This window comes from Nitrospinota bacterium, assembly GCA_027619975.1.
In the GTDB taxonomy this organism is placed as follows: Bacteria; Nitrospinota; Nitrospinia; order Nitrospinales; family VA-1; genus JADFGI01.
The window spans coordinates 22983-46614 of the sequence record JAQCGX010000023.1 but is presented as its reverse complement, the minus strand read 5'-3'; the positions used below and the strand labels follow the sequence as shown (position 1 = coordinate 46614).

General features: G+C 50.7%; 20 protein-coding genes. 6 read left to right on the top strand and 14 right to left on the bottom strand.

Annotated elements, in window-relative coordinates; translation table 11 throughout:
* Positions 1-102: 102 nt before the first annotated feature.
* Positions 103-1581, bottom strand: a complete 1479-nt coding sequence (locus O3C58_09295; GenBank protein MDA0692050.1) for a hypothetical protein — start codon at positions 1579-1581, stop codon at positions 103-105.
* Between the two features lie 3 nt (positions 1582-1584).
* On the bottom strand, positions 1585-2250 hold the full coding sequence (locus tag O3C58_09290; protein ID MDA0692049.1) for a hypothetical protein: 666 nt from the start codon (positions 2248-2250) through the stop codon (positions 1585-1587).
* 95 nt (positions 2251-2345) lie between these two features.
* Here O3C58_09290 and O3C58_09285 point away from each other — a divergent pair, with 95 nt between their 5' ends.
* Both O3C58_09285 and O3C58_09280 read left to right on the top strand, forming a co-directional pair.
* A complete protein-coding gene (locus tag O3C58_09285; protein ID MDA0692048.1) occupies positions 2346-3977 on the top strand; it encodes a peptide ABC transporter substrate-binding protein in 1632 nt (543 codons plus the stop codon).
* A 243-nt stretch (positions 3978-4220) separates the two neighbouring features.
* Entirely contained in the window at positions 4221-5681 is a 1461-nt protein-coding gene (locus tag O3C58_09280) for a flippase (GenBank protein MDA0692047.1), read from the top strand.
* Positions 5682-5901: 220 nt separating this feature from the next.
* On the opposite strand, the gene O3C58_09275 is transcribed toward O3C58_09280, so the two are convergent.
* The 3 genes from O3C58_09275 to O3C58_09265 form a co-directional block, all read right to left on the bottom strand.
* Complete coding sequence (locus O3C58_09275) at positions 5902-7107, bottom strand: hypothetical protein (protein ID MDA0692046.1); 1206 nt, start codon at positions 7105-7107, stop codon at positions 5902-5904.
* Between the two features lie 560 nt (positions 7108-7667).
* Positions 7668-8081, bottom strand: coding sequence for a hypothetical protein (locus O3C58_09270; GenBank protein ID MDA0692045.1), 414 nt, complete (start codon positions 8079-8081; stop codon positions 7668-7670).
* 17 nt (positions 8082-8098) lie between these two features.
* The gene (locus tag O3C58_09265) at positions 8099-8503 is read right to left on the bottom strand and encodes a hypothetical protein (protein MDA0692044.1); all 405 of its coding nucleotides are present in this window, start codon (positions 8501-8503) and stop codon (positions 8099-8101) included.
* A 138-nt stretch (positions 8504-8641) separates the two neighbouring features.
* Here O3C58_09265 and O3C58_09260 point away from each other — a divergent pair, with 138 nt between their 5' ends.
* From O3C58_09260 to hutI, 3 genes are all read left to right on the top strand, one after another.
* Complete coding sequence (locus O3C58_09260) at positions 8642-9559, top strand: formimidoylglutamase (protein MDA0692043.1); 918 nt, start codon at positions 8642-8644, stop codon at positions 9557-9559.
* 35 nt (positions 9560-9594) lie between these two features.
* Complete coding sequence (gene hutU / locus O3C58_09255) at positions 9595-11298, top strand: urocanate hydratase (GenBank protein ID MDA0692042.1); 1704 nt, start codon at positions 9595-9597, stop codon at positions 11296-11298.
* A 191-nt stretch (positions 11299-11489) separates the two neighbouring features.
* Positions 11490-12725, top strand: a complete 1236-nt coding sequence (hutI, locus tag O3C58_09250; GenBank protein MDA0692041.1) for an imidazolonepropionase — start codon at positions 11490-11492, stop codon at positions 12723-12725.
* A 351-nt stretch (positions 12726-13076) separates the two neighbouring features.
* Here the strand turns inward: hutI and O3C58_09245 are convergent, their stop codons facing one another.
* Positions 13077-13925: a class I SAM-dependent methyltransferase gene (locus tag O3C58_09245; protein MDA0692040.1), complete on the bottom strand. Its 849-nt coding sequence runs from the start codon at positions 13923-13925 to the stop codon at positions 13077-13079.
* Between the two features lie 164 nt (positions 13926-14089).
* On the opposite strand from O3C58_09245, the gene O3C58_09240 reads away from it, so the two are divergent.
* A complete protein-coding gene (locus tag O3C58_09240) occupies positions 14090-14557 on the top strand; it encodes a hypothetical protein (protein ID MDA0692039.1) in 468 nt (155 codons plus the stop codon).
* Here the strand turns inward: O3C58_09240 and sfsA are convergent.
* Genes sfsA through nuoG form a run of 8 tightly spaced genes read right to left on the bottom strand, consistent with a single transcriptional unit; the run spans position 14550 to position 23632 of the window.
* A complete protein-coding gene (sfsA, locus tag O3C58_09235) occupies positions 14550-15245 on the bottom strand; it encodes a DNA/RNA nuclease SfsA (GenBank protein MDA0692038.1) in 696 nt (231 codons plus the stop codon). The genes O3C58_09240 and sfsA overlap by 8 nt on opposite strands.
* A 54-nt stretch (positions 15246-15299) precedes the next feature.
* Positions 15300-16817, bottom strand: a complete 1518-nt coding sequence (locus tag O3C58_09230; protein MDA0692037.1) for an NADH-quinone oxidoreductase subunit M — start codon at positions 16815-16817, stop codon at positions 15300-15302.
* Positions 16818-16824: 7 nt separating this feature from the next.
* On the bottom strand, positions 16825-18693 hold the full coding sequence (nuoL, locus tag O3C58_09225) for an NADH-quinone oxidoreductase subunit L (GenBank protein MDA0692036.1): 1869 nt from the start codon (positions 18691-18693) through the stop codon (positions 16825-16827).
* Between the two features lie 5 nt (positions 18694-18698).
* Positions 18699-18998 carry an NADH-quinone oxidoreductase subunit NuoK gene (gene nuoK, locus O3C58_09220; protein ID MDA0692035.1) on the bottom strand — a complete coding sequence of 100 codons (300 nt, stop codon included), beginning with the start codon at positions 18996-18998 and terminating at the stop codon, positions 18699-18701.
* A gap of 2 nt (positions 18999-19000) precedes the next feature.
* Positions 19001-19537, bottom strand: a complete 537-nt coding sequence (locus O3C58_09215; protein ID MDA0692034.1) for an NADH-quinone oxidoreductase subunit J — start codon at positions 19535-19537, stop codon at positions 19001-19003.
* Between the two features lie 26 nt (positions 19538-19563).
* Entirely contained in the window at positions 19564-20058 is a 495-nt protein-coding gene (gene nuoI / locus O3C58_09210; protein ID MDA0692033.1) for an NADH-quinone oxidoreductase subunit NuoI, read from the bottom strand.
* Positions 20059-20077: 19 nt separating this feature from the next.
* On the bottom strand, positions 20078-21097 hold the full coding sequence (nuoH, locus tag O3C58_09205; GenBank protein ID MDA0692032.1) for an NADH-quinone oxidoreductase subunit NuoH: 1020 nt from the start codon (positions 21095-21097) through the stop codon (positions 20078-20080).
* 42 nt (positions 21098-21139) lie between these two features.
* Positions 21140-23632 (bottom strand): NADH-quinone oxidoreductase subunit NuoG, encoded by a 2493-nt coding sequence (nuoG, locus tag O3C58_09200; protein MDA0692031.1) that lies wholly within the window; start codon positions 23630-23632, stop codon positions 21140-21142.

Here is a 23632-nt window from a genome sequence, read left to right as displayed (position 1 = left end):
ACTGCATGAAGAGCAAAGGCTGGGATGTGGAATAGAGTTTTGGGCAGACACCCTTATTTGAACTCAAGCGTATTTTGAGAAGAGTATAAAAGTTTCGAAAATTTAAAACCGCAGGGTTTCGAGTTTTTTAAAGCGGGGAGAATCCTGCAGGAAAAGACCGTCTTCCATTTTAAATTTGTTGCGACGCAGGTCGAGCTTTTTGAGGGATGCAAGATTTGGCGAAACGGCTAATGATTCCAGACCGGATCGGGTGATTTCATTGCCACTGACCTGCAGGTCCTGCAATTGCTCCAGGTGGTTCGACAGGGCCAGGGCTTCGAAACCCGTATCGCCCATGAAAATGTCGGTCGCCCGCAAGGTTTTCAGGTTCCTGAAGTTTTTTGACCCGGAGAGCATGCGAATGCCTCTCTCGGTGATTTTGTTGCGGCTGAGATTCAACTCTTCCAGATTATTTAAGTTGCTCGATTGTGTTAGAGCGAGAAACCCCGGGCAAGTGATTTCGGTGCGTTCGAGGTTGAGGGTTTTTAAATGCTTCAACATCGTGCTTTCGGCTAAAAGAACGGCCCCTTTATTGCCGATGCCATTGTGCATCAGGTTGAGGGAGGTCAGTTTTTTTATCGCTCCGGATTCTGTCAGAGCTCGGAGTCCACTGTGATCAAAATCGTTGGCACGCAGAGAAAGCGTTTCCACATCCGCCAACATTCCTGAGCGGGCCAGGGCTTCCATGTCCTTGTTGGTCAGACGGCTTTCGTTGAGGTTCAGGACGGAACCTGTGAGATTTTTTTTCACCAGGATGCGGATCTTCATATCCTGCAGGGTGGTTTCGCCCTTGCCGGTAAAACCATTGTCGTGCAAATATAATGTAGTCAGACTCATCAAGTGTTTGGAGTCCGCTAAAGCCTGTGCGCCGTCATTGCCAATGGAATTGGAATCGAGAATCAGCTCTTGAATACGATTCATTGTGGGAGCATGCGCCAGGGTCTTGGCCCCCGTGTCGGTGATCTGGTTCCAGCCGAGGTTTACATGCTGCAAATGGCTGAATGCTCCGGTTTGCACCCAATCGGCGAGGGTGCTGTCGCCAACCTCGTTGCGCCTGAGGTTCAGCAAGCGGAGCGAGGGGTTTGCAGGGCCATCGGGAAATTGTGTCAGCCGGGAGCGGCCCACGCGATTCATTTCGAGAATCAGAGTTTGCAGGTTTTCCAGTAGGGAAGATTTTATCAGGTGCAAGGCTCCTGCATCGCCGACTCGATTGTTGATCAGGCTGAGGAATTGTAATTTGGCAAAATTCGGAGACTTGGCCAAAGCTTCGATGCCAGCGTTGCCGATTTTGTTTGCATCCAAAACTAGTGATGTCAGATTCTTGAGAGAGGCGCATTCCGCAAGGGCTGTCAGCCCGGTGCTGGTGAGTTCGTTCCAACTCAATTCCAGGCGGGTGACGTGAGAAAGGTCAAAACTCCGCACCAGCAGAGTGACTCCCGCATCTCCCATGCGTTCATACCTTAAGTCCAGGCATTTGTTCTCCTCTTCGACGCTTTCCCGCAACCGTCGAACGAGGTTTAAATCGTGTTTTTTTGAGTCCATCAATCAGTCGTCAGCGACAAGCAAATCCGTCTTCACGGCTTTCAGGTTCTGCAGGCGTGCTGAATCCTGCATGATCTGTAAACCTTGAGGGTCGATTTTGTTGTACATCATGTTAAGAGTCGTTAAACTTTTAAGTCCGGGTGCCTGGGCGAGGGCTGTCATGCCCTCAAAACCAATACGGTTTGCGTCCAGGTGCAGGACCTTTAATTTTTGTAATTGGGTGGATTCGGCCAGAGCGATAGCGCCCGCGTCACCGATGCGGTTGAACGAAAGATCCAGCGTTTCCAGATTTTTCAGTGCGGAAGACTGAGCCAGAGCCACAGCGCCTGCGTCACCGATGCGGTTGGTGTATAAACTCAGGTAGCGCAAACCGCCGAGCTTGGAAGATTCCGCCAAAGCCCGGGCCCCGTCATTGCCGATCAGGTTTTCGTAAAGCCATAGCTCCTTGAGGGTTTCAAACAACTCCGATTCGGCCAACTCCTCCAACCCGATGTCTTTGATTTTGTTGGTATGCAGGTAGATAATTTCCAGGTCGGGAACGGACATGTTTTCCGCCAATTCCAATGCCTCCGGGTTGCGGATTCCCTTGTTGGAAAGATCAAGGGTCAGCCCATCCTTGCTGATACCCTTCTTGAGCCACCTGCGAATGTAGGAGATATCGTCTGCCATAAAATTTCTTGATTGGATTAAAGGATTTTATTCTAGCGATGTCCCTTGAAAAGTAAAGGATTAATATGGTGGAAAGAATGCTATTCTCTTAGCCTATGAATTTGATGATTCCTGTCAACGTTAAAGCCTTGCTAACCAGCTACTTACGGACATTTTCGTTTATTATCCTGCTGGGGATAATATCCGCCTGCACCGATTCCATTGACAATCATGGACGGTCGTTTCGCATGGCGGTCAGGGCCGAGCCGCCCACTCTGGATTGGTCGCTGGCGACGGATAGCATCTCCTTCAATATCCTCACCAATCTCATGGAAGGACTCACTCAGTATAATGCCGATCTGGAAGCGGTTCCTGCCGTGGCAAAACGCTGGGAATTTTCCGAAAACGGCAGGGTCATCACTTTTTATTTGCGTGACGATGTGTTCTGGAGTGACGGAAAACCGGTCACTGCCCACGACTTTGAATACTCCTGGAAACGCCTGCTCAACCCGGCAACCGCCGCCCAGTACGCTTATTTTCTGTTTGATATTGAAAATGCCGCAGAGTACAACTCAGGGAAAATAACCGACCCTGCAAAAGTGGGGGTGCGCGCGGTTACTCCCACGGTGCTCGAAGTCAAACTCAAAAAACCGGTGGTTTATTTTCCAAGTATCGTGACCTTCATGGTGACGTTTCCCATGCGAGAGGATATTGTGGAGCGGTACGGAGATCTCTGGACCGAACCGGGAAATATCGTGACCAATGGCCCCTTCACCCTGGATGAATGGAAACACGAATACAAGCTGATCTTAAAGGCCAACGACCGTCACTACGAAGGACGGCCAGCGATCGATACGGTCCTGATTTATGTTGTGGAGGAACCGACCACCGCCTTGACCCTTTATGAAACCGGGGAACTGGATATTCTGGAACTGCCGCCGGTAGCGATACCACATTATAAAAATAGCCCGGATTACCGAAGCCTGCCGCAGTTGCGGGGGTATTATTACGGCTTCAATGTCGAGAAACCGCCTTTCGATGACGTTCGCGTGCGGCAAGCATTTTCACACGCTGTGGATCGCTCGCAAATTCCGATCATCCTCCAGGGAGGAGAAATTCCAACTTCCTCCTGGATTCCGAAAGGCATGTTTGGCTACAACCCGGATATCGGGCCAAAATTTAACCCTGAAAAAGCGCGCCGGTTGTTAGCGGACGCCGGCTACCCGGAGGGCAAAGGCTTTCCTGTCACGCAAGCCATGTTCAATACAGAAAGCCGCAACCGGCTCATCGCCGAATTTCTGCAAGCGCAATGGAAGCAACATCTGAATGTGGACATTGAATTTGAAAGCCAGGAGTGGAAGGTGTTTCTCAGTCGGTTGCAGATGGACCCGCCGCCTCTGTTCCGGTTGGGCTGGGGGGCGGATTTCCCCGACCCGGATAATTTCATGAACCTGTTTATTTCCACCAGCGGCAATAACCGCCTGCGCTGGGCCAATTCCCGTTATGATGAACTGGTAGCGAAAGGCCCGGTCATTCGCGATCCAAAACAACGCCAGGCCCTTTACGACGAGGCGCAGACGCTATTGACCGAAATCGATACAGCGATGATCTCGCTTTTTATTCAGGTGCAAAACCTGCTCATCAAACCGCACATCAAGGGACTCGAAATGAACTCGATGGAGCTTCTGTACATCAAGCGGATTCACCTGGACCAGCGTGACGCTGGACTCAATATTGACGTTCGATAGGTTTATAGCTGGCTGAATTCCGCTTTACCCCTGCGGGGCATGAAGGCAAGTGTGAAATATCACACGCGCTGAGTTTTTCTTCTCCGCGTAGCGGGGCCAGAAAACATTACATGCCGTGAGCAAACTCGCCCTCCGCCAAGGAGCCAGCGTGACGCTGGACCCAGTATTGACGTGTGATAGATTTATTGGCGAGAAATATTGCACGTCGTTAGCAAAGTCACTCTCCGCGAAGGAGTTGAAACGATGGATGGACCTCTCAAAGAAAAAGCCGAGAAAGCGGAAAGGCTGGTAAAGAACTCCATCTGGCTGTTTGGCGCAGAGGGGTTTTCAAAAGTCATCGCTCTCGTGACCCAGATTATTGCCGCCCGGTTTCTGGGAGGCGAGGGGTACGGCATTTTCAGTTTTGCTTTCGCGGCTACGGGTGCCCTTATCGTATTCATCGATGCGGGCCTCAGCATTTTTTTGACCCGGGAAGTCAGCCGCCATCCGCAAAATGCCTCTGGCTATCTCCAAAACGTGTTGGTAATGAAGTTGAAATTATCTTTGGCGACGGGGCTGGTTTTGGCGGGAGCTTTGTGGATGGCGGCTCTGGAACCGGTGAGCCTTCTTGCCGCTGTGGCCATTGGGCTGGCGTTGATGATCAATGGATACACCGAAATGTACATGGCAGTGTTCCGCGCCTTTGAACACATGCGCATCGTTTCCATTTTATTGATTGCGCAACGGACATTGTTTTTTTTCCTGGGGTTGGCGGTTTTACTTCAGGGAGGCGATGTGGTGATATTCTCCACCGCTTTTTTTGTTTCTGCAGTTCTTATTCTTGTGGCCGCTCATCGGCAGATGGCTGTTATATATTCAGAGCCGTCACCGCCGGCGTCTGATCGCCAATTGGTGCGGGAGATTTTCAAGGGTGCATTGCCTTTATGCGGATTGCTCCTGTTCACCTATATATATTTCCGCATCGATGCGGTGTTGTTGTTTTTCCTGCGCGGGGAACTGGAGACGGGATGGTATTCTGCGGCGTTCAAATTGATTGAAACGCTTTCCTTGTTGATTGCCAGTATCCGTTTGGGAGTGTTTCCGGTATTGGCGAAAACCTTCAAGGAGGGGAGCGATCATTACCAAAAAATCTGGCAGCAAACCGTCCGCTATTTGCTTCTGATCAGCATCCCGCTGTCGGTGGGCATGTTTCTTCTCGCTCCCCGGCTACTGGGTCTGCTTTACGGGGCCTCCTTTGATACGGGCGGGACGGTTTTAATGATTATGTCCCTGGGCTTTCCTCTGCTGTGTTTGAACGATCTGGCGGCCTATCTGTTGCTGTCGCAAAACAAAACCCGCAGCGTTTTGCAAATAACAGGCGGGGCGGCAGTTTTCAATGTGTTTTTGAATTTGTTTCTAATCCCGAAATGGGGCATGGAGGGAGCGGCCTGGGCCGCCACGCTGACGCAATTTTTGCTGTTTGGCGTTTATTATTTCAAGGTCCGGGAAATTTGCGGGAACACAAAAATCCTCGTGTTGCTCTGGCGTCCTGTTCTGGCGGCAGGGGCAATGGCTGTGTTACTGATGGGTTGGGACACGCTTGCTTTAGTCCCCGCTGTTCTTTTGAGCATCGTGCTTTATTTTGCGGTGTTGGGGGTCTTAAAAACGTTCAATGATTTTGACCGGTTAATATTCAGAAGAATATTAAATAGAGGGCACCTCTGAAAATTAGTTTTTAAAAGGGAATTGAACATTGTAAAGAGTTTCTTAAATCAGTGGCACGGGCTTTCCAGCCCGTGCGAACAGGCTGGAAAGCCTGTCCCACTATAACAAAGACACTTCTTTGAATTGACGATATAAGAACATTTAGTCAATTTTTAGAGGTGCCCTAGAGATTAAATTTTTTAGTGGAGATTGAGAGAAAAGAGGGAGGCAGGTAGTGTTCTCAAACGATGGTTTTCTGAATGGATTCCACGACCTTTTCGAATTTTGCCAGAAACTCGTTTTCATCGTGCGGATGAATGCGGAAGGAAGCCGCTCCCGGATGCCCGCCGCCGCCCATGTATTTTCCGCCGAAGACGGCCCGCAGTTGACATTCTGTGGTTCTAAGGTCGATTCCTGAATAATCGGTGGACCGCCGCATTTTGATATAAATGCAGTCTCTGTCATCCGCATTTTTGCCATGAAAATAAAGCAGACCCACTTTGCCGGATGTGTTGGGGATTTGGTCCAATAGAAAACCCAGAATATAGGCAAACCAGGGCGAGTCGTAGGGCCGACAGACATCCTCGACCTGGGAATAAGTAGAGTTTAAAAGATTGAGGGAGCACACATCACCCTCAACCACCATCCGCTTTTTCAAACTTTTAATGCAAACTTCCTGGTCGAGAGACAGCCGGTTCAAATAATCCAGGATCTGCTGTGGATTGCCAAACTTGGTTTTTTTATCATCCCCTGGTCGAGCGCCATTCGGTTTCCTCCAGCGCGTATTCCTTTTCAGCTTATTTCCCAGGGACCCGACCCATTGAACGTAGCTTTGTTTACAGGGGACTGTTCGCCCGCCAACCGTATCGCCAAGAATACCCGTCAGGATACTGATGACGATATTTCTCTGATTAAAGGGATGCGGTTTCTCTGGGTATTTTTGGTGCAGTTTTTTGAGAAGTTCCCCGGTGATTTCCGTTGTGGCATTGGCTTTGCGAAACAGAGTCACCCCATGGTCCGACAGTTTTTCGCTGTCGGCTCCAAAATGGTGGTCGATTTCAATGACGGGGAGGTTGCGCGATAGCAGGTGCTCCCAAATGAAAGGGTAAAAGGGAACCAGCTTGGTATTGGCTGTATCGCAGAAAATAACCGCATCGACCACATCCTTGACGCCGGCAATTTCATCGGTAGTGCGAAGCGTGTGGATGCCGTTGTAATCGATCATTTTTTCCAGATAATTCAGGTTTTCACCCAAGGCATTGGAAATGACAATATAAACCTGCTTGTCCAGCATCCTGAGGTAAAGCGAAAGGGACATCATGGCCCCTACGGAATCAGGATCGATATCAGCGCTGAACAGAAAGGTATGATGGGACTCAATGATCGAGGTGGCTTGCTCGAGATTACCTTCCCACAGCTCTTTTGGAGTTGGAACTTTTTGTTTCATAATGATTTATTGGATTAAGCACGTGTTGATTGTAAAACAAATGCGGTTGTTGTGCAATTTAGAGTAGGAAAATCGGCTGGTTTAATAGTCGTTTTAGCCAATATTTCAATGAGTTCCACTTGGTATCGACCTTCCGATTATAAGGGGGTTTCCTTATAAATGACAAGGGAATAGTGTTGAAAAATAAGAATACTTTGCTTTGCGCCTCGTAACCTTCACCCACTGGGGAAGTTGGAAGGGGGGAGGTTCGGGGGAAAATTTCGAGCCGAATTTTCCAATTCAAATCGGAATCGAAAATGATCGCCAGCAAGGGGCGATTCGTGAGCGAAGCGTTCCCTTGCTACCCCCCTCCGGGGCATGAAATTTATGGAGGAGATATGACAGGGATGAAGGCAGCGGAAAGGATATCACAAGCGTCTGCCGCCAGCGTGACGCTGGACCCAATGTTAACGTTCGATGGGTTTATAAATTGACAAAGTTTAAATGAAAATCAGAAAGCGCTGCCCGTCGTGAGCAAATTCGCTCCAGGCCGGGGCCTGGTCGCCCTCCGCGAAGGAGGATTAAAACCCCGGGTCGTTGTCGAATACGTCGTTGTAATCCTCCGACATTTCGTCAGTGGAAGAGGGACGACACCAGTCGAAATCATCGTTTGCAGGGTCAGCGTCTTCATCTTTGAACGCCCCAGCCTCCTGAGCCAGAAGTGGGATGGTTGGCGCCGTTTGAAGAAACAGATTGGAGCTTCCACAACGACAGGTCGATTCCCTGGAGACTTCGGTGTCTTTGGGGAGAAGCAGGACCATCCCGCAATCTCCACATTTGATTTCCTGGTGGGTATCGACAAGACTCAGGTCAATCAGCCGTTCCCGACACTGACTGCACACGGCAGGCAGGTCAGGGGTATAGCTGTTGATCAGATTTTCAATCTCGCACGCCCGGCAAGCGACAAGAAGGTCTATGGGTTTGGGAGAAGGCATAGAGAGGGTTGTCAGGATTACGCTTTTTTCTCACTGCCTGCATCAGGAGTGAGTCCCATCGATTTGGCCATTTCCTCACGCGACATACCGCCCATCATCTTTTCCATCATTTCAGGAGACATTTCACCCATTTTGGTGATGTCAACGCCCATTTCCTTGAGCGCTCCTGAAAAAGGACACTTACTGGCGTTGCTCTTTGGAGCTTCAGCTTCTTCCGACTCGGCTCGGTCTTCCAATTGACCCGCCTCAGCCAGAACCATCCAGGACAGGGAATCGATTTGCTGGTTTTTATCGGCAGCGATTTTTTTCAGGGTTTCTCGGGTTTCATCGTGGGTGGAGCAATTCATGGCCTCTTTATATCTTTCGAGAGCCAGTTTCTCATGCTCGATAGCCTTTTTTAAAGCTTCGGCGGCTGCGGACATTAGGGATTCTCCTTAATTAGAATTTTGAATCCTGAAATATAACAAATAAGACTGCCGCTTACAAGATTTTAAGCGTTGTCTTTTGTCCCCGGACAATACGCTGTTTACAAACAGCCCGGCAGGACTTATATAAGTAGTATGATCGATATCAGGCTGTGGGATATTATTGGAAGAGGAGAAAGTGGTCATATCGTTCTTTTGGGATTTCCTCATGATCAGGGAGTTTCCCTCAACGGAGGCCGTGCGGGAGCCCGGCTGGGGCCGGAGAAATTTCGATTCTGGCTCAAGCGGTTCGGCACGGTTCACAATCCTGAAAAAGACATCGACTTGTCGTCACTTTCGGTCACCGACGCCGGTGACATCCCGGCTGACATCCCTCTTGAAGAAGCTCACGCCCGGTTGACTGAGAAAGTCGCCTCCATTTTAAAAAAAGGGGGCATCCCTTTTGTTATCGGAGGCGGGAACGATCAATCCTACCCCAACGTTTCAGCTCTGCTCCATCATCAGAAAGATAAGATGGTGGGGGTCATCAATATTGATGCCCACCTGGACGTTCGTCCATTAAAGGATGGCCGGGCCCATAGCGGGTCTTCGTTTCGCCAGTTGCTGGAAGATGATCGGTTCGATGGCGAAAACTTCATCGAATTCGGTGCTCAGGGAAGCCAGTGCAGTCAGGAACATGCCGAATATATTCGCGCTAAGAAGGGCCGCATCCTGTGGCTGGATGAAATTCAACATCATGGATATGTGATCGACAGTTTTCAGGCTTCGCTTGGCAATCTCGCCTGGAAATGTTCTTCTGTGTTTGTCAGTTTTGACCTCGATTCGGTGGCGGCCTCCGATGCGCCAGGGGTCTCCTGCCCCGGAATTTTGGGGTTGAGCGCTCAGGACGCGGTATCTATCGCCTATCGGTCCGGGTGTCACCCCTCGGTGTCTCTTTTTGACATTTCGGAATACAACCCGGCAATCGAGGACGAACGCACCGGCCGCCTGGCCGCCGCCCTGTTTTATAATTTTTGCCTGGGGGTCGCTTCCCGCAAGGAGAAGAAAAAATGAAACCTCCCTCTCCCGCCGCCAAACGCCCGATGGCCATGGAACTGTGTCCCAAACGGTCCCCAAGGGCTAGGACCTCATTGAAGCTGCAATGCTGTGACTGGGATACCGAAGCCGCGCTCCGAATGCTGAATAATAATCTGGATGAACGTGTGGCGCTCGATTGGCAACAATTGATCGTTTACGGTGGAACTGGCCGCGCCGCCCGCAACTGGCGCGAATATCACCGGATCGTTTATGAACTGAAACGGCTGAAACCGGATCAAACCCTCTGCATTCAGTCGGGGAAGCCCGTTTACATCGCCAGAAGTCATCCCGAAGCTCCCAGAGTCATCATCGCCAACTCGAATCTGGTTCCGGCCTACGCCACCCAGGAGCATTTTGACCATCTCGACCGACTGGGTTTGATGATGTACGGGCAAATGACCGCAGGAAGCTGGATCTATATCGGCACCCAGGGAATTCTACAGGGAACTTATGAAACCTTTGGGGCCTGCGGAAAACAGGAATTTGGTGCGTCCAGCCTGCTCGGGAAATGGATTTTCACCTCTGGCCTTGGCAACATGGGCGCGGCGCAACCGCTGGCGGGGACGATGAATGAGGCCTGTATCCTGATCGCCGAAGTGAATCCCGCCCAGGTGGAACGCCGTCTCAGGGAAGGTTATCTCGACCGGGCGACTGCATCAATGGACGAAGCCTTGCAATGGATTGATGAGGGTTTGGCGCAGAAAAAGCCGGTCAGCGTCGGGCTGATTGTAAATGGAGCCACAGCGGCGAAACAACTGCTCGAGCGCAAGCGGATTCCCGACATCGTAACCGACCAGACTTCCGCCCATAATCTCATGGACTATGTTCCCGAGGGTAAGAGCTATGATTCGCTGATGACTCTTAAGGGTAAAAATCCTGACGAGTATCGTAAACGTTCGCTGTCCACCACAGTCGAGCATGCCCGGGCGATGATCGAACTGCAAAATCAGGGCGCGGTGGTGTTTGACTATGGCAACAACCTCAGAGGCCAGGCGGAGTTGGGCGGGCTCGATATCCGTAAAAAGGATGGTTCCTTTATTTATCCAGGGTTTGTGCTTGCCTACATCCGTCCGTTATTCTTCGAGGGGCAGGGACCCTTCCGCTGGGCCATGTTATCTGGCAAGAAAAAAGACCTGTGGGCGGTGGACGACGCGGTGATCAAAACGTTTCCGGAAAAAACCGGCCTCCACCGCTGGATCGAAAAAGCCAGGAAGCAGGTGCCGGTTCTTGGCCTGCCCACCCGGGTCTGCTGGCTGGGCTACGGCGAGAGGGAAAAAATGGGCCGCGTCATGAACCGGCTGGTCAAATCGGGAAAAGTGGCGGCCCCCATCGTGATCGGTCGCGACCACCTCGATTGCGGCAGTGTGGCGTCGCCAAATCGCGAAACGGAAGGTATGGTCGATGGCAGTGACGCAGTCGCTGACTGGCCGTTGCTTAACTTTGCGGTCAACGCCGTGTCGGGTGCCAGCTGGGTCAGTTATCATCATGGCGGCGGCGTGGGCATTGGCAATTCCCTGCACGCCGGAATGGTCATCGTCGCCGATGGCACGCGGAAAAAACAGGATCGCCTCGATAGGGTCCTGACCAACGATCCGGGGTTGGGCATCGCCCGCCACGTCGATGCCGGCTACGAGATCGCAATAAAAGTGGCTAAAGAAAAAAAAGTTCCCCTGCCCCTCCTCCGCGGAGGGCGAATTCGCGGCAAACGCTTGTGATATCCTTTCCGTTGCCTTCATGCCCCGAAGGGGTACGCTTCGCTCGCGAGCCGCAAAGAAAGATTAGCCTTCTCCCCCTGGGGGAGAGGGTTGGGTGAGGGGGGTGTTGAGGCTTTTAAATGTTTTAAAAGATCTTTTTTATTGCGGTGTGTCCGGGGTCGCTGAAAACACTCATCTCAAAAGGAATCTAAATGGAAAAGGTCATTTGTTTTAAAAATATTGGTGAATTGATTCAGGTAGACCCTGAGGGCGAGACTCCGAAACTGGTGAGAAAAACCAAATGCGCCATGCTGGTGAGTCAAGGCAGGGTGAATAAGGTGATCCGTGATTCAGGGATCGACCCGAAAAAATATTCCAGGGTGATCGATTGTGAGGGAAAGTCCGTGATTCCGGGGCTGGTGGACTGCCACACCCACCTCATTTATGCCGGGGAACGCAAGGGTGAAATGGAACAACGCGCGACGGGAACCTCTTACATGGAAATTCTCAAGAATGGCGGCGGCATTCTGGGAACGGTCGACGCCACCCGCAAGGCGACGGAAGAAGAATTGTATGAATCCGCAAAAAAACGGGTGCGCCGGATGATGACGCTCGGCACCACGGCGTTTGAAATCAAGTCCGGCTACGGTCTCGACCTGGACACGGAAATGAAGATGCTGAAGGTCGGCCAGCGTCTCAGGAAAAACCTGAGAATCCCCATCACCCTTACTTACCTGGGCGCTCACGCGGTTCCCAAGGGACAAAAAATAAGTCAATATTTCGAGTTTGTGATGGAGCACCTGCCGAAATTCCGTGGCCTGGCGGACGGCGTGGATATTTTCTGTGAAAGGGATGTGTTCACCGTCGCCGACTTGCGGCGGTTGTTTCTGCACGCGAAATTGGTGGGATTTCATCAACTGCGCGCGCATGTGGAAGAGTTCTCGCATCAGGGGGGCTGTTATAACGCCGCCCAATTAGGCGCTATTTCCTGCGATCATCTGGAGCACGCCACCCCGCACGATATTCGGGCGATGGAGTTGTCGGGAACCACCGCCGTCCTCATGCCGGGGGTGACCTTTTTTCTGGGCGGAAAAAAGATTCCGCCGGTGCACGCCCTGATCGAAGCCGGCGTGACCCTGGCGTTGGGCACCGACTGCAATCCGGGCAGCAGCCCGTCTTACAATATGCAGACGGTGTTGACCCTGGCCCATTCACTGTACCGGATCAGCCCCGAGCAGGCCTTGATCGCGGCAACCTATGGTTCCGCCAGGGCGTTGGACAGCCACAAGGAATACGGCGGGCTCCTCCCCGGCCAGCGGGCGGATTTTCTGGTGCTCAAAACCAATGACTACAGGGATATGTTCTACTATTTCGGCGAGAACTTCGTCGATCAAACCTGGTCTGCGGGAAAAAAGGTGAAAGCCGAAAAAGACCCGGTGGTTTGTTAAGACAAAACTTTTTTACAGGATCAACAGGGTAAAAAAACAAGGTCTCGTTTTTAAGAGGGAGGGGGAGTTTGATGTTAAAAGATTGGCTCCCCCTTCTATGAAGGGGGCTGGGGGGATTTAATTTCTATGCCATCAAAAAATTTTCATCCAAATTTGCACTACAGTGCCTTCTTAAGGGCATCTCTAAAAATTAGTTTATTACAGGAAATCGAACACTGTACAAGGATTTCTTATATTGGTGGCACGGGCGACCTATCCTTAAATTTAAGGGCAGGTCGCCTGTTCCACTAAAACAAAGCCATCTCCTTAAGTTGACGATTAGGAGCATTTAGTCAATTTTTAGAGATACCCTTATTTCTGACTGGCGGGTTTTATTGGAATGGGGCGGGCACTCAAAGCTAAAAACAAGGGAATCTCCTTCCGGGCCCGGTTTTCCGCTTTTGCCCGCTTTCCCGGTTCACTGTTTTTTTCGGATGCCCATTCTTCCAGGCGCTCCACACAAAGGCCCGCCGCCGCCAACGCCTCAAAATAATTTTGTAGCGATCGGTGATACGTATAAGTATATCCTTCGGAGCTTGCCACCCGTGGCGTGATTATCGGGATGGTGAGATCCGTTGCGTAACGATCGACTCGTCGATACTCAATTTTTTTCTCTTCATCCCAGCCCCAATGCGTTTGCCGGGGAATCCGAAAACAAGGATGGGTTGTCACGAAAACAAAACGCCCGTCCGGCTTCAGCCATTGGGCCACGTTACGAAATACCGGCTCAATCTCTTCCATATTTTGCACGGCCAGAAGACAGGCCACTGCATCAAAACTGGATAATTTAAGAGCGCTTGCGTCTCGCGCATCGGCCACATGGAAGTGAATAGCAGGTTTCGACCGGGACTGCGCGAACCCGATCAATTCTTCGGATAAATCCAGCCCCTCCACCTTCATTCCCTGAGCTAAAAGATATCGGGAGAACACGCCCTGCCCGCAGGCCAGATCCAGAACCCGGCTTCCGCTCTTCAGGTCCAAGAGCTTGAAGACACCGGGCATAATGATGTCTTTTTGAAAATCGGACCCATACATACCCACCAGCGCATCATACCAACGCGCGGCCTGGTCCCAGGCGGTAACTTTGCCACTCGACGTTTTGTTTGCTCTTGTGGGTGGTTTCCTGCGGGTTTTAACTGGAGTGCGGTTTATTTTTTTCAAAAGAATTAACTTTGGGTAATAGAGTTGAGAAGAAATATTTTGCCAACCTTTTGAGGGACTGGCGATTTAAAAAAAAATCCTTTATAATTCGAACTGCCGAGCGATGTTTGAAGCTTGCAACCTTCCCACGAATTATCGCCCATCTTACCACAACAGGTCAAACCATGAAAAATCGACAATCCCTTATTCTCCCACGAAAAATTTTCGTTCTGTTTTTCATCCTCTTTTGGACGGCCTGTGCCCATTATTCCCATGTCGATAGAGAGGAAAACCTGCAAACGAAAATCCATCAGTTCAACAAACGGTTTGAGGCAAAAATGATGGACCTCAGCGCCCCCTACCTGCCAATTGCCAAACGTCGCCAATTCCTGACCGATTCACTCAAAATAAAAGAAAATGTTGTCTTTTACGAGAGTTCAGTATTAGATGCGAAACTCTTCAATGATGACATCCCGGTACAAACCAAGACGGATGGTCCGGTCAAAGAGTTCAACAAAGCCATCGTCACCATGCGTTATCAGCTGTCCATCCTGCCCAGCAACCAGTTGAAAACCATTCTCGTCGACCAACTTTGGTTCTGGGAAAATGAAGATTGGTATGTAGACCCCAAACTGGATAACTTCTTTAAGTAGGCAAAACGATAGCGACCGGGTTTTCGAGGGAAACTGAGGATGACGTGACCTTGCAGTTGTGCCCATACAACTCGACACCCTGCTCGTGCGCTTTCCGCAACCAGTCTCCAAATTTCGGATCGACCGCATCGTTGGGAACGATGGATCGCGTGTCCGATCTCTGGGAAATGAACAGAACTGCGGCCCGAGTGCCTTGTTTGCGTAATTCGATCAATTCCTGCAAGTGCTTGACTCCCCGTTCGGTGGGCGCATCGGGGAACTTCCCCACCGTGTCTTCTACCAGGCTCACGGACTTCACTTCCACATAAGCCAGACTGCCGCCAAACTCCAGTTGGAAATCGAACCGGCTGTTTCCCATTTTCACTTCGCTGACAAACTTTTCATAACCCGTCAGAAAAGGCAGAGAGCGCTTTTCAAGAGCCTTTTTCACCAGGGCATTGGCAAACACCGGATACACAGAGACCCATAAAGACCCGTGACGAACCAGTACCAACGTGAAATCTGTTTTGCGTTTGGGACCGGGATTATAAACCAGTCGCACTTTACGACCGGGGATCATCAATCCTGGGAGTCGACCGGGATCGGGAACGTGCGCGAAGACTTCTACCCCCTCGATGGTTACTTTTGCGAGGTAACGGTTGGGGCGTTCGAGAAAAATTCCATCTACGATACGGTCGCCGAGCTTCATGAAGATTATGAAGGGTTGAAAGTTAAGAGCGGGATTTAAAAAAAAATCTTAACTCTAGTGGTGCGCGTTCTTTTCCCCGCTATGCAGGTTCACGGTTTTTTCCACGTGCAAAAGAGAATCCACCGAAGGAGAAACGCGGTCGATGAAAGGCTTGGGAAACAGACCAATGAAGATGATAAGCACGCAGGCGGGAAGCAGTAAACCGAATTCTGTCCGATTGATATCCGTCAGGTTTTGATCGGTTTTGGGGTTGGTCTCCTGCATGGAACCCTGGAACATATACAACATGTATATAGACGCCAGCACGATAGAAAGACCTGCCATCAATACATAGATGGTTGAAAGATCCGATAACAGATGCGAGGTCCACACCCCCATGAGGATCAAAAACTCGCCGACGAATCCGTTCAATCCCGGAAGACCCAGCGCCGCGAGGGTGATCAGCATAAACATCCCATAAAGCACAGGCATGGATTTTCCCAGGCCGCGAAAATCTTTCAGATTTCGGCTTCCGGTCTTTTCTTCGAGAATCCCCACGATGATAAACAAGGCCGCCGCAATGATGCCGTGATTGATCATTTGCAGGACACTGCCCTCGACACCAACATTGTTGAGAGCAAAAATTCCCAGAGTGATGAAGCCCAAATGGCTGATACTGGAATAGGCCACCAACGCCTTAAGGTCTTTCTGTGCGACGGCGATCCACGCCCCATAGACGATTCCAATAGCGGCTAACGCTCCAATAACAAGGCCCATTTCTTCCACTGCGTCCGGAAATAAGGGAAGACAAAACCTGAGAAACCCGTAGGCTCCGGTTTTGGACATGGCCCCCGTTAAAATAATCAGCGTGGGAATCGGGCAGGCCACATAAGTATGCGGCAACCAACTGTGGAACGGGAATACCGGCACCTTGATGGCAAATGCGAGAAAGAAAAACAAAAACATCCATGTCTGGGATGCCGGGTCTATTTGGGTGTGCACCAGGGTCTGGATATCAAAGGTCAATTCCTTGGTAGCTTCAAAATGCACCACGCTGATACCGATAATGGCCACCAGCATCAACAGACTGCCTACGAGCGTGAACAACACGAATTTCGTCGTCGCGTAAACCCGCTGGCCCTCTCCCCAGAGGCCAATGAGAAAATAAGTCGGAACCAGCATCAACTCCCAGAATACGTAGAACAGGATGGTGTCCAAAGCCACGAAAACACCCAGCGTCCCCGCTTCCAAAGCCAGCATCAAGGCAAGAAAATTTCTCAAGCCATTTTTCTGCTTTAAAGAATAGATGATGCCAATCCCGGACAAAAAAGTTGTCAGGATCACCAAAAGCAGACTGATGCCATCGACCCCCACATGGTATTTGATATTCAGCATGGACACCCACAGGAGGGAGGCCTCAAACTGCATCCCTGGGTTGGTAGAGTCGAATGCCAAAAGGAGCCCCAGAGACAGCAAAAAACTAAACCCTGCCGCGCCCAGAGCAACCATGCGGATCAGTGCTTTATTGTCTTCCTGCAAAAACAGAAGGACCAACGCCGCAATGAGGGGTGTGAATACGATGAGTGTTATCATTTTATCTCTACAAGAAAACTACAAACATCAAAATGGTGACCATTCCGACAACCATGTTCAGCGCGTAAGTTCTTACTTTCCCCGACTGCCAGAGACTGATGCCCCGGCTGACTTCGCGCACCTGCGCCGCCGTTTCATCGACCGCTCGATCGATCCCTTCCTTCTCAACTTTTTGCTCCAGGAAAGCGCCAATGGCCCGCATCGGCTTGACGATCAGAAAATCGTAAATTTCATCAATATAGTATTTGTTGATCAATAAATCGTAGAGCGGCGCCAACGCCTGTTTGGCAAATTCCAGTTTATCGTGACTGGTCAGGTAGATAACGCCCGCAGTCAGAATGCCACCGATACCAACTATGACGGCAATGGTCTCCAGCATCGCGTCTTCATAGTGGTGCGCTTCGCCTCCAAAAACCGGAGCCAAAAACTGATCCACTCCATGTGCGGCAAAGCCCATGAGCAAGGCAAAAAAAGCAAGGATCACCAGCGGCACAGCCATGAGCATCGGCGATTCGTGCGGGTGCGCGTCGGGATCACTCTGCTTGCCAAAAAACGTATAAAAATAAACTCTAAAAATATAGAACGCCGTCATGCCTGCCGTGACCAACGCGATCGCCCAAAACACGATATTCCCCATTTCCGCATGATAGGCACTCATGATGATGGCTTCCTTGCTGAAAAAACCGCTGGTCAGGGGAAATCCCGACAGGCAAAGAGCGCCGATCAAAAAAGTGATATGAGTCAGCGGCATTGAAAACCGCAGTCCTCCCATTTTGCGGATGTCCTGCTCTCCGTTCAATCCGTGAATAACGCTGCCGGCGGCCAAAAACAGCAAGGCTTTAAAAAATGCGTGAGTCATCAAGTGAAACATTCCCAGGCTGAACACGCCGAGGCCCATGGCAAGAAACATGTACCCCAGCTGGCTCATGGTGGAATAGGCGATGACGCGCTTGATATCGTATTGCACCATGCCCATGGAGCCCGCGAAAATAGCCGTGATGACCCCGATCCCCGCGACAAAGTCCATCGTGTAGGGAGCCAGTTCGTACAGAACATGACAGCGGGCGATCAGATAAACGCCGGCGGTGACCATCGTAGCGGCATGGATCAGGGCGCTGACCGGAGTCGGCCCTTCCATCGCGTCGGGAAGCCAGGTGTGCAGAGGAATCTGCGCCGACTTGGCGAACGCGCCCACCAGCAAAAGCAGGGTGATCAACAACACCGTATCGTCATTGGGGAGAAATTTACCCGGAGCGGCGGCGAACACGTCCATGTAGCTGATGGACCCAAAGGAGTTGAATATAACAAATGCCGCGATCACCATCCCCACATCGCCAATGACGTTCATGACAAACGCCTTGCGTGCCGCCAGCACCGCACTGGTCTTATGCCTCCAGAAACCGATCAAGAGATACGACGCCAGGCCGACAAACGCCCAGCCGACAATCAGAAAAAAGAAATCGGCGGCGGCTACCAGGAGCAACATCGAGAAAATGAAAAGATTCAAATAGGCGAAGAACCGCGTGAACTCCGGGTCATCCTCCATATAGCTGAGCGAATAAACATGGATCACGAAACCCACGCCGGTGACGATCAGAAACATGAAGACGGAAAGCGGATCGACCAAAATCGCGAGATCCAGTTTGAAGGTCCCTGAGGATATCCATTGATACAGCGATTCCACGTGCCCCAGCCGATCTTTTGGAGCCAATGCCAATAAGTCGCTCAAAGCAAACAGCGCGGTCAGAAATGACAAGCCGACGGTGGCGCAAGCGGCTTTACCGGCGATGATTTTGGGAATTTTATTTCCAAACCAGCTCAAACCCACAAAACCGAGCAGGGGAAGGATCAAAATAAGCCAAGCGTAGAAAAACAATGGTTCTATCCCTTCAATACGTTAATGTGATCGACGTTGAGATCGTGCCGTGTCCGGAATATTGTGAGGATGATCGCCAAACCCACCACGACCTCCGCCGCGGCGACGGTCATGATGATGAGGGCAAAAATCTGTCCATCCAGGGTTTTTAGAAAACTGGAATAGGCAATCAATAAAAAGTTCACGGAGTTCAACATGAGCTCCACGGACATGAACATAATGAGGGGATTTCTTCGTATGAGAAACCCGGCGGCCCCGATGCAGAAAATGGCCGCACTGACAATGAGAACAAATTGGCTTCCCATAATTACTTTACGCGCCTCCTGGCGGGTGAATAGGAAAACTTGGCCAGACAAATAATTCCGATCGTGGCAACCAGTAAAAGGGTGGAAGCCAGCTCAAAGGGTATCAGATGACGGCTGAACAACTCGACTCCAATTGCTTTGGCACTGCCAATGGCTGCCAGAACATCAGGAGTCAGGTTTCCTTGAACGGGTTTGGTCGTCCCCACTCCTGCCGCCAGCAGAAGCTCACCGAACAAAAGAAACACGAACGTAAAAGCGCCGGAACGTTGAATCGAAGGTTCCACAATCTCCTTTTTGCCACCCAGAAGTGCAATGATAAACAAAAACAGGATCATCACCGCTCCCGCATAAACAATGATCTGCACGGCGGCGATAAATTCCGCATTGTAGAGAAGAAACAGAAGAGCCAGGCATATCATATTGCCGATCAGGTACAAGGCAGAGTAAATTGGGGAGGCACATAGAATCACGCCAAGGGATGCCAGCACCGCAGTGGCCCCCAGCAACATAACAACAACCTCGTAGGTGATTTCAAACATGTAACGCTCCTGAATACTTTCCTAACTTATTTATTGACGCGCTCGGTATTGCCCAGAATATTGACCCGGAACTGATTGGGTTCGGGATAAACCAATAAATCCTGTTTCGTCGCGATGTATTTATCGCGATCGTAGTCGGCCAGTTCGTAATGCTCGCGCAACACCACCGCATCCACCGGACAAGCCTCTTCGCAATAGCCGCAGTAAATACAGCGGAGCAGATTGATTTCATAAACCGCAGCGTAGCGCTCTCCGGGAGACACCCGGTTCCCTTCGGTATTCTCAGCGGACACGACGTGAATGCACCCCACCGGACAGTTGATCGAGCAGAGACTGCATCCCACGCAACGTTCGAGACCATTTTCATCGCGGTTCAAAAAATGACGGCCCCGGTAGCGTTCCGGCATGGTCCGCTTTTCCTCCGGGTACTGAAAGGTCACGGGTTTGGTGAGCATGTTTTTAAAGGTGATGCTCAAACCAATCAATAAATTTTTAATTCCTGCTACGGCGGTTTGTATCATAAAGTCCCTTGATGGGTCATCACATCACTTTAATGACTGCGGTCACCAACAAATTAAATAAACACAACGGTAGAAGAACCTTCCACCCGAAAGTCATCAACCGGTCGTAACGAATTCTTGGAAAAGTGGATCTCAGCCAGATAAAAACACACAAGAGAAAAAACACTTTTCCGGCAAAAGCCAGAATCGGCCAAACGGGAATCCCGTAGGAATTCCATCCACCGAGAAACAACAGCGTCACCATCGCGCTCATGGTGACCATGTTCACGTATTCGCCCATGAAGAACATGGCGAATTTCATGCCTGTATATTCCGTATGAAATCCCGCTACCAGTTCCTGCTCGGCTTCCGGCAAATCAAACGGCGCCCGGTTGGTCTCCGCCACGCCGGCAATGAAGAAAAGCAGAAACGCCAACGGTTGCATCAAAATAAAGGGAACAGTCTTTTGGCTTTCGACCAGGTCGATCAGGTTCAAGGAACCGGCCAAAACAATCACGCTTAAAGCCGAAAGGCCGAGTGTCAATTCATAACTGATCATCTGCGCTGACGATCGCAACCCGCCCATCAGCGAATATTTGTTGTTAGACGACAACCCTGCAAGCACCATCCCGTAAATGCCCATCCCGGAGATCGCGAAAACAAACAATATTCCGGAATTGATATTGGCGCCCCACAACCCGATGGTCTGCCCGAATACGGTGAAAGAATCTCCAAAGGGAATCACCGAAAACGTGACAATGGCGGTGAACACGACAATCGCCGGCGCCAGGTGGTATAAAAACTTGTCCGCCGAACTCTGGATGATCGACTCTTTAAACAACAGCTTGATAGAATCGGCAATCGGCTGACAAAGCCCAAACGGGCCCACACGGTTCGGACCCAGTCGCACCTGAAACCGTCCCATCAACCGACGCTCCAGCCATACCAAAAGCGGAACAACCGAGAGCAAGCCCACGGCGATCACCACGGCTTTAACGGTGCCGATGATAAACCCCGCCTGCAATACCGGATCTAAAAATTCCAGAATGTCATCCAACAAAACAAGACTCCATGTAACAACCCCACTTAACAACCCTTATCTTCAATTCTTGCGGATTTCCACCCAGCTGACGGCATCCGCGCCATTTACCAATCCTAAAACATCCTGTTCATCTGAAACTCTGGGAAGCACCACACCGCCGGGATTGCAGCGGTTGGAAATTTCCACCTGCGCCTCGACTTTGGCATCCCCCGAAATCACGATCACATCATCGTCATCCTTCAACCCCAGCTTTTTAGCGTCTTCTTCATGCAGATGCACGATCGACGATTTGAACTGATGCGCCAGAGTGGATGAGGCATCCAGAATTTTGTCATGCGCAAAGAGATAATTTGCAATTCGCAGTTTCAAAAGGGAATCGCCCTTCGGGCTCTGTGCTTTTGCCGCTTCCGGGGACGCGCCATTACTGCTTTCGGCGGAAGTCCGGGCCATCCCCTCTTTCTTAATAGACTTTTTGCTGATTTCATTGTATCCGCGAACCTTTTTGGCAATCTCATCGGTGACGCTGAAGGACGTGATGTAATTGCTTTCATCCCCCAGAGTTTTGGCCATCATGGAAATAATTTTCCAATCAGGAGGATGTGTTGTTTTCAGCCCGCCTTTTCTAAACTGTACGCGCCCACCTATATTCGTGGTGGTTCCCTCATCGTACCCAGGGCCATTGGAAGGCAATACAATATGAGCCAGTTTAGAGGTTTCGGTTTCACAGATGTCGTGAACGATCAGCAGATCGATTTTTTTGAGCGCCTCTTCCACTTGTTTGCCGCCGGGAAAATCGACCACCGGGTTCGCGCGATAGACAAGAAGCGCTTTCAATTCTCCCGATGCCGCTTTATGAATCATTTCCAGCGCGGACAATCCAGGAGTCAAAGGAGCTTCGTCACCCCATTGCTGTTTGATGGCCTCATTATCGGCAAGAGACACACCGCCCGGATAATAATCCGGCAAAATTCCCATATCGAGAGCGCCCACTGCATTGGTATGAGGTGCGGCGGGAATAGCCCCGCATTCAATATCAGGAATCTTTTGAATCTCAGACAACAGATGTTTGAGGACATCCACTGATCGCCCAGTCAATGCGGCGGGATTATAAACCACCGTCACCTTTTTATTCGACTTCAACATCTCGACCAAGGCATTCATCTGCTCGGCTTCAATGCCGGTTTCTTTGGCGTCGCTCCCTTTTCCCGAAAGGCACCCGGCCAATGCAGAGAACACCTGAGCGTCTGTGCCGATGTTGTATCGCAAAGAAAGATGCGCGTATTTGTCCATAAGGGTGCTTTGATCATTCAGCACCGCAAGTTTCACGCCTTGTCGAGACACCACTTTTTTGATTCGCAAATCAAGAATCGGCAGTTCTTCCGTTGGGTCGCTGGCGATCAGCAAAACCAGGTTCGAGGTCTCAATGTCGCTGAAATCATAATGGTCAATGGGCAGTCCTGGCGACTCGGCATAAACTTTGTGGTCGATGTTATTGGTACCAAACCCGAAGCGGAATAATTTTTGATATAGATAAAGCTCTTCATTGGTCCCATAGGGCGAACCTATGAAGCCAACGCTTTGGGGCCCATGTTCGTCCACAATTTTCTTGATTGCATTGGCAGTTCGTTCAACGGCATCTTTGACAGAGGGCGTCTTGACGCCTCCATCCAATACGGTCAGGGTCGCTCCTTCATGGTCCACGCCGCCGCGGACTTCCTGAATCCGGTTTTTGCCTTCGAGAAAATCATATCCCCAGCGGGCCTTGTCGCAAATCCATCCATCGTCCACCAGGTCGTTGGGACGAGACTCCATTCGCATGAATTTATTTGTGCGCACTCCCATCGTCATATTGCAGTTACAACCACAATGGGCACACAGAGTATCGGAATTGGTCAGGTCCCAGGTCCGGGCTTTGAATCGAAACTGCGTATTGGTCAGCGCGCCGACCGGGCAGATGTCAATCACATTTCCAGAAAAGCGGGTGTCGTAAGGCTCGTTATTGAAGGTTCCGACTTCATTATTAAACCCCCGGTTGTTCATGACCAAGGTATTATCCTGCTCAATGACTTCACTGTAGCGCGTACAGCGCTGGCAGGCGATGCACCGCTCGCGATCCAGGGTGATCACTGGGCTTAAAGGATTGGCCTTCACATTATGGGCGCGGTTAAATTCCATCCGCGTATCACCGGGACCGTACTTGAATGTGTTGTTTTGCAGAGGACATTCCCCGCCTTTGTCACAGATGGGACAATCGAGCGGATGGTTCAGCAAGGTGAATTCCAATACCCCTTGTTGCGCTTTTTCCACTTTAGGCGTGGTGGTTTTGACGACCATGTCCGGCCCCACATCCATGGTGCAGGCGGTCATCAATTTGGGCATCTTTTCTACTTCCACCAGACACATGCGGCAACAGCCCAGTGGCCCCAGCTTTTCGTGGTAGCAAAAAACGGGAATCTCGATACCAACCGTCCTGGCCGCATCCACCACCTTGGTGCCTTTGGGAACGGTGACCGATTGACCGTCTATGGTTAATGTGATCTGCTCATCTGCCAT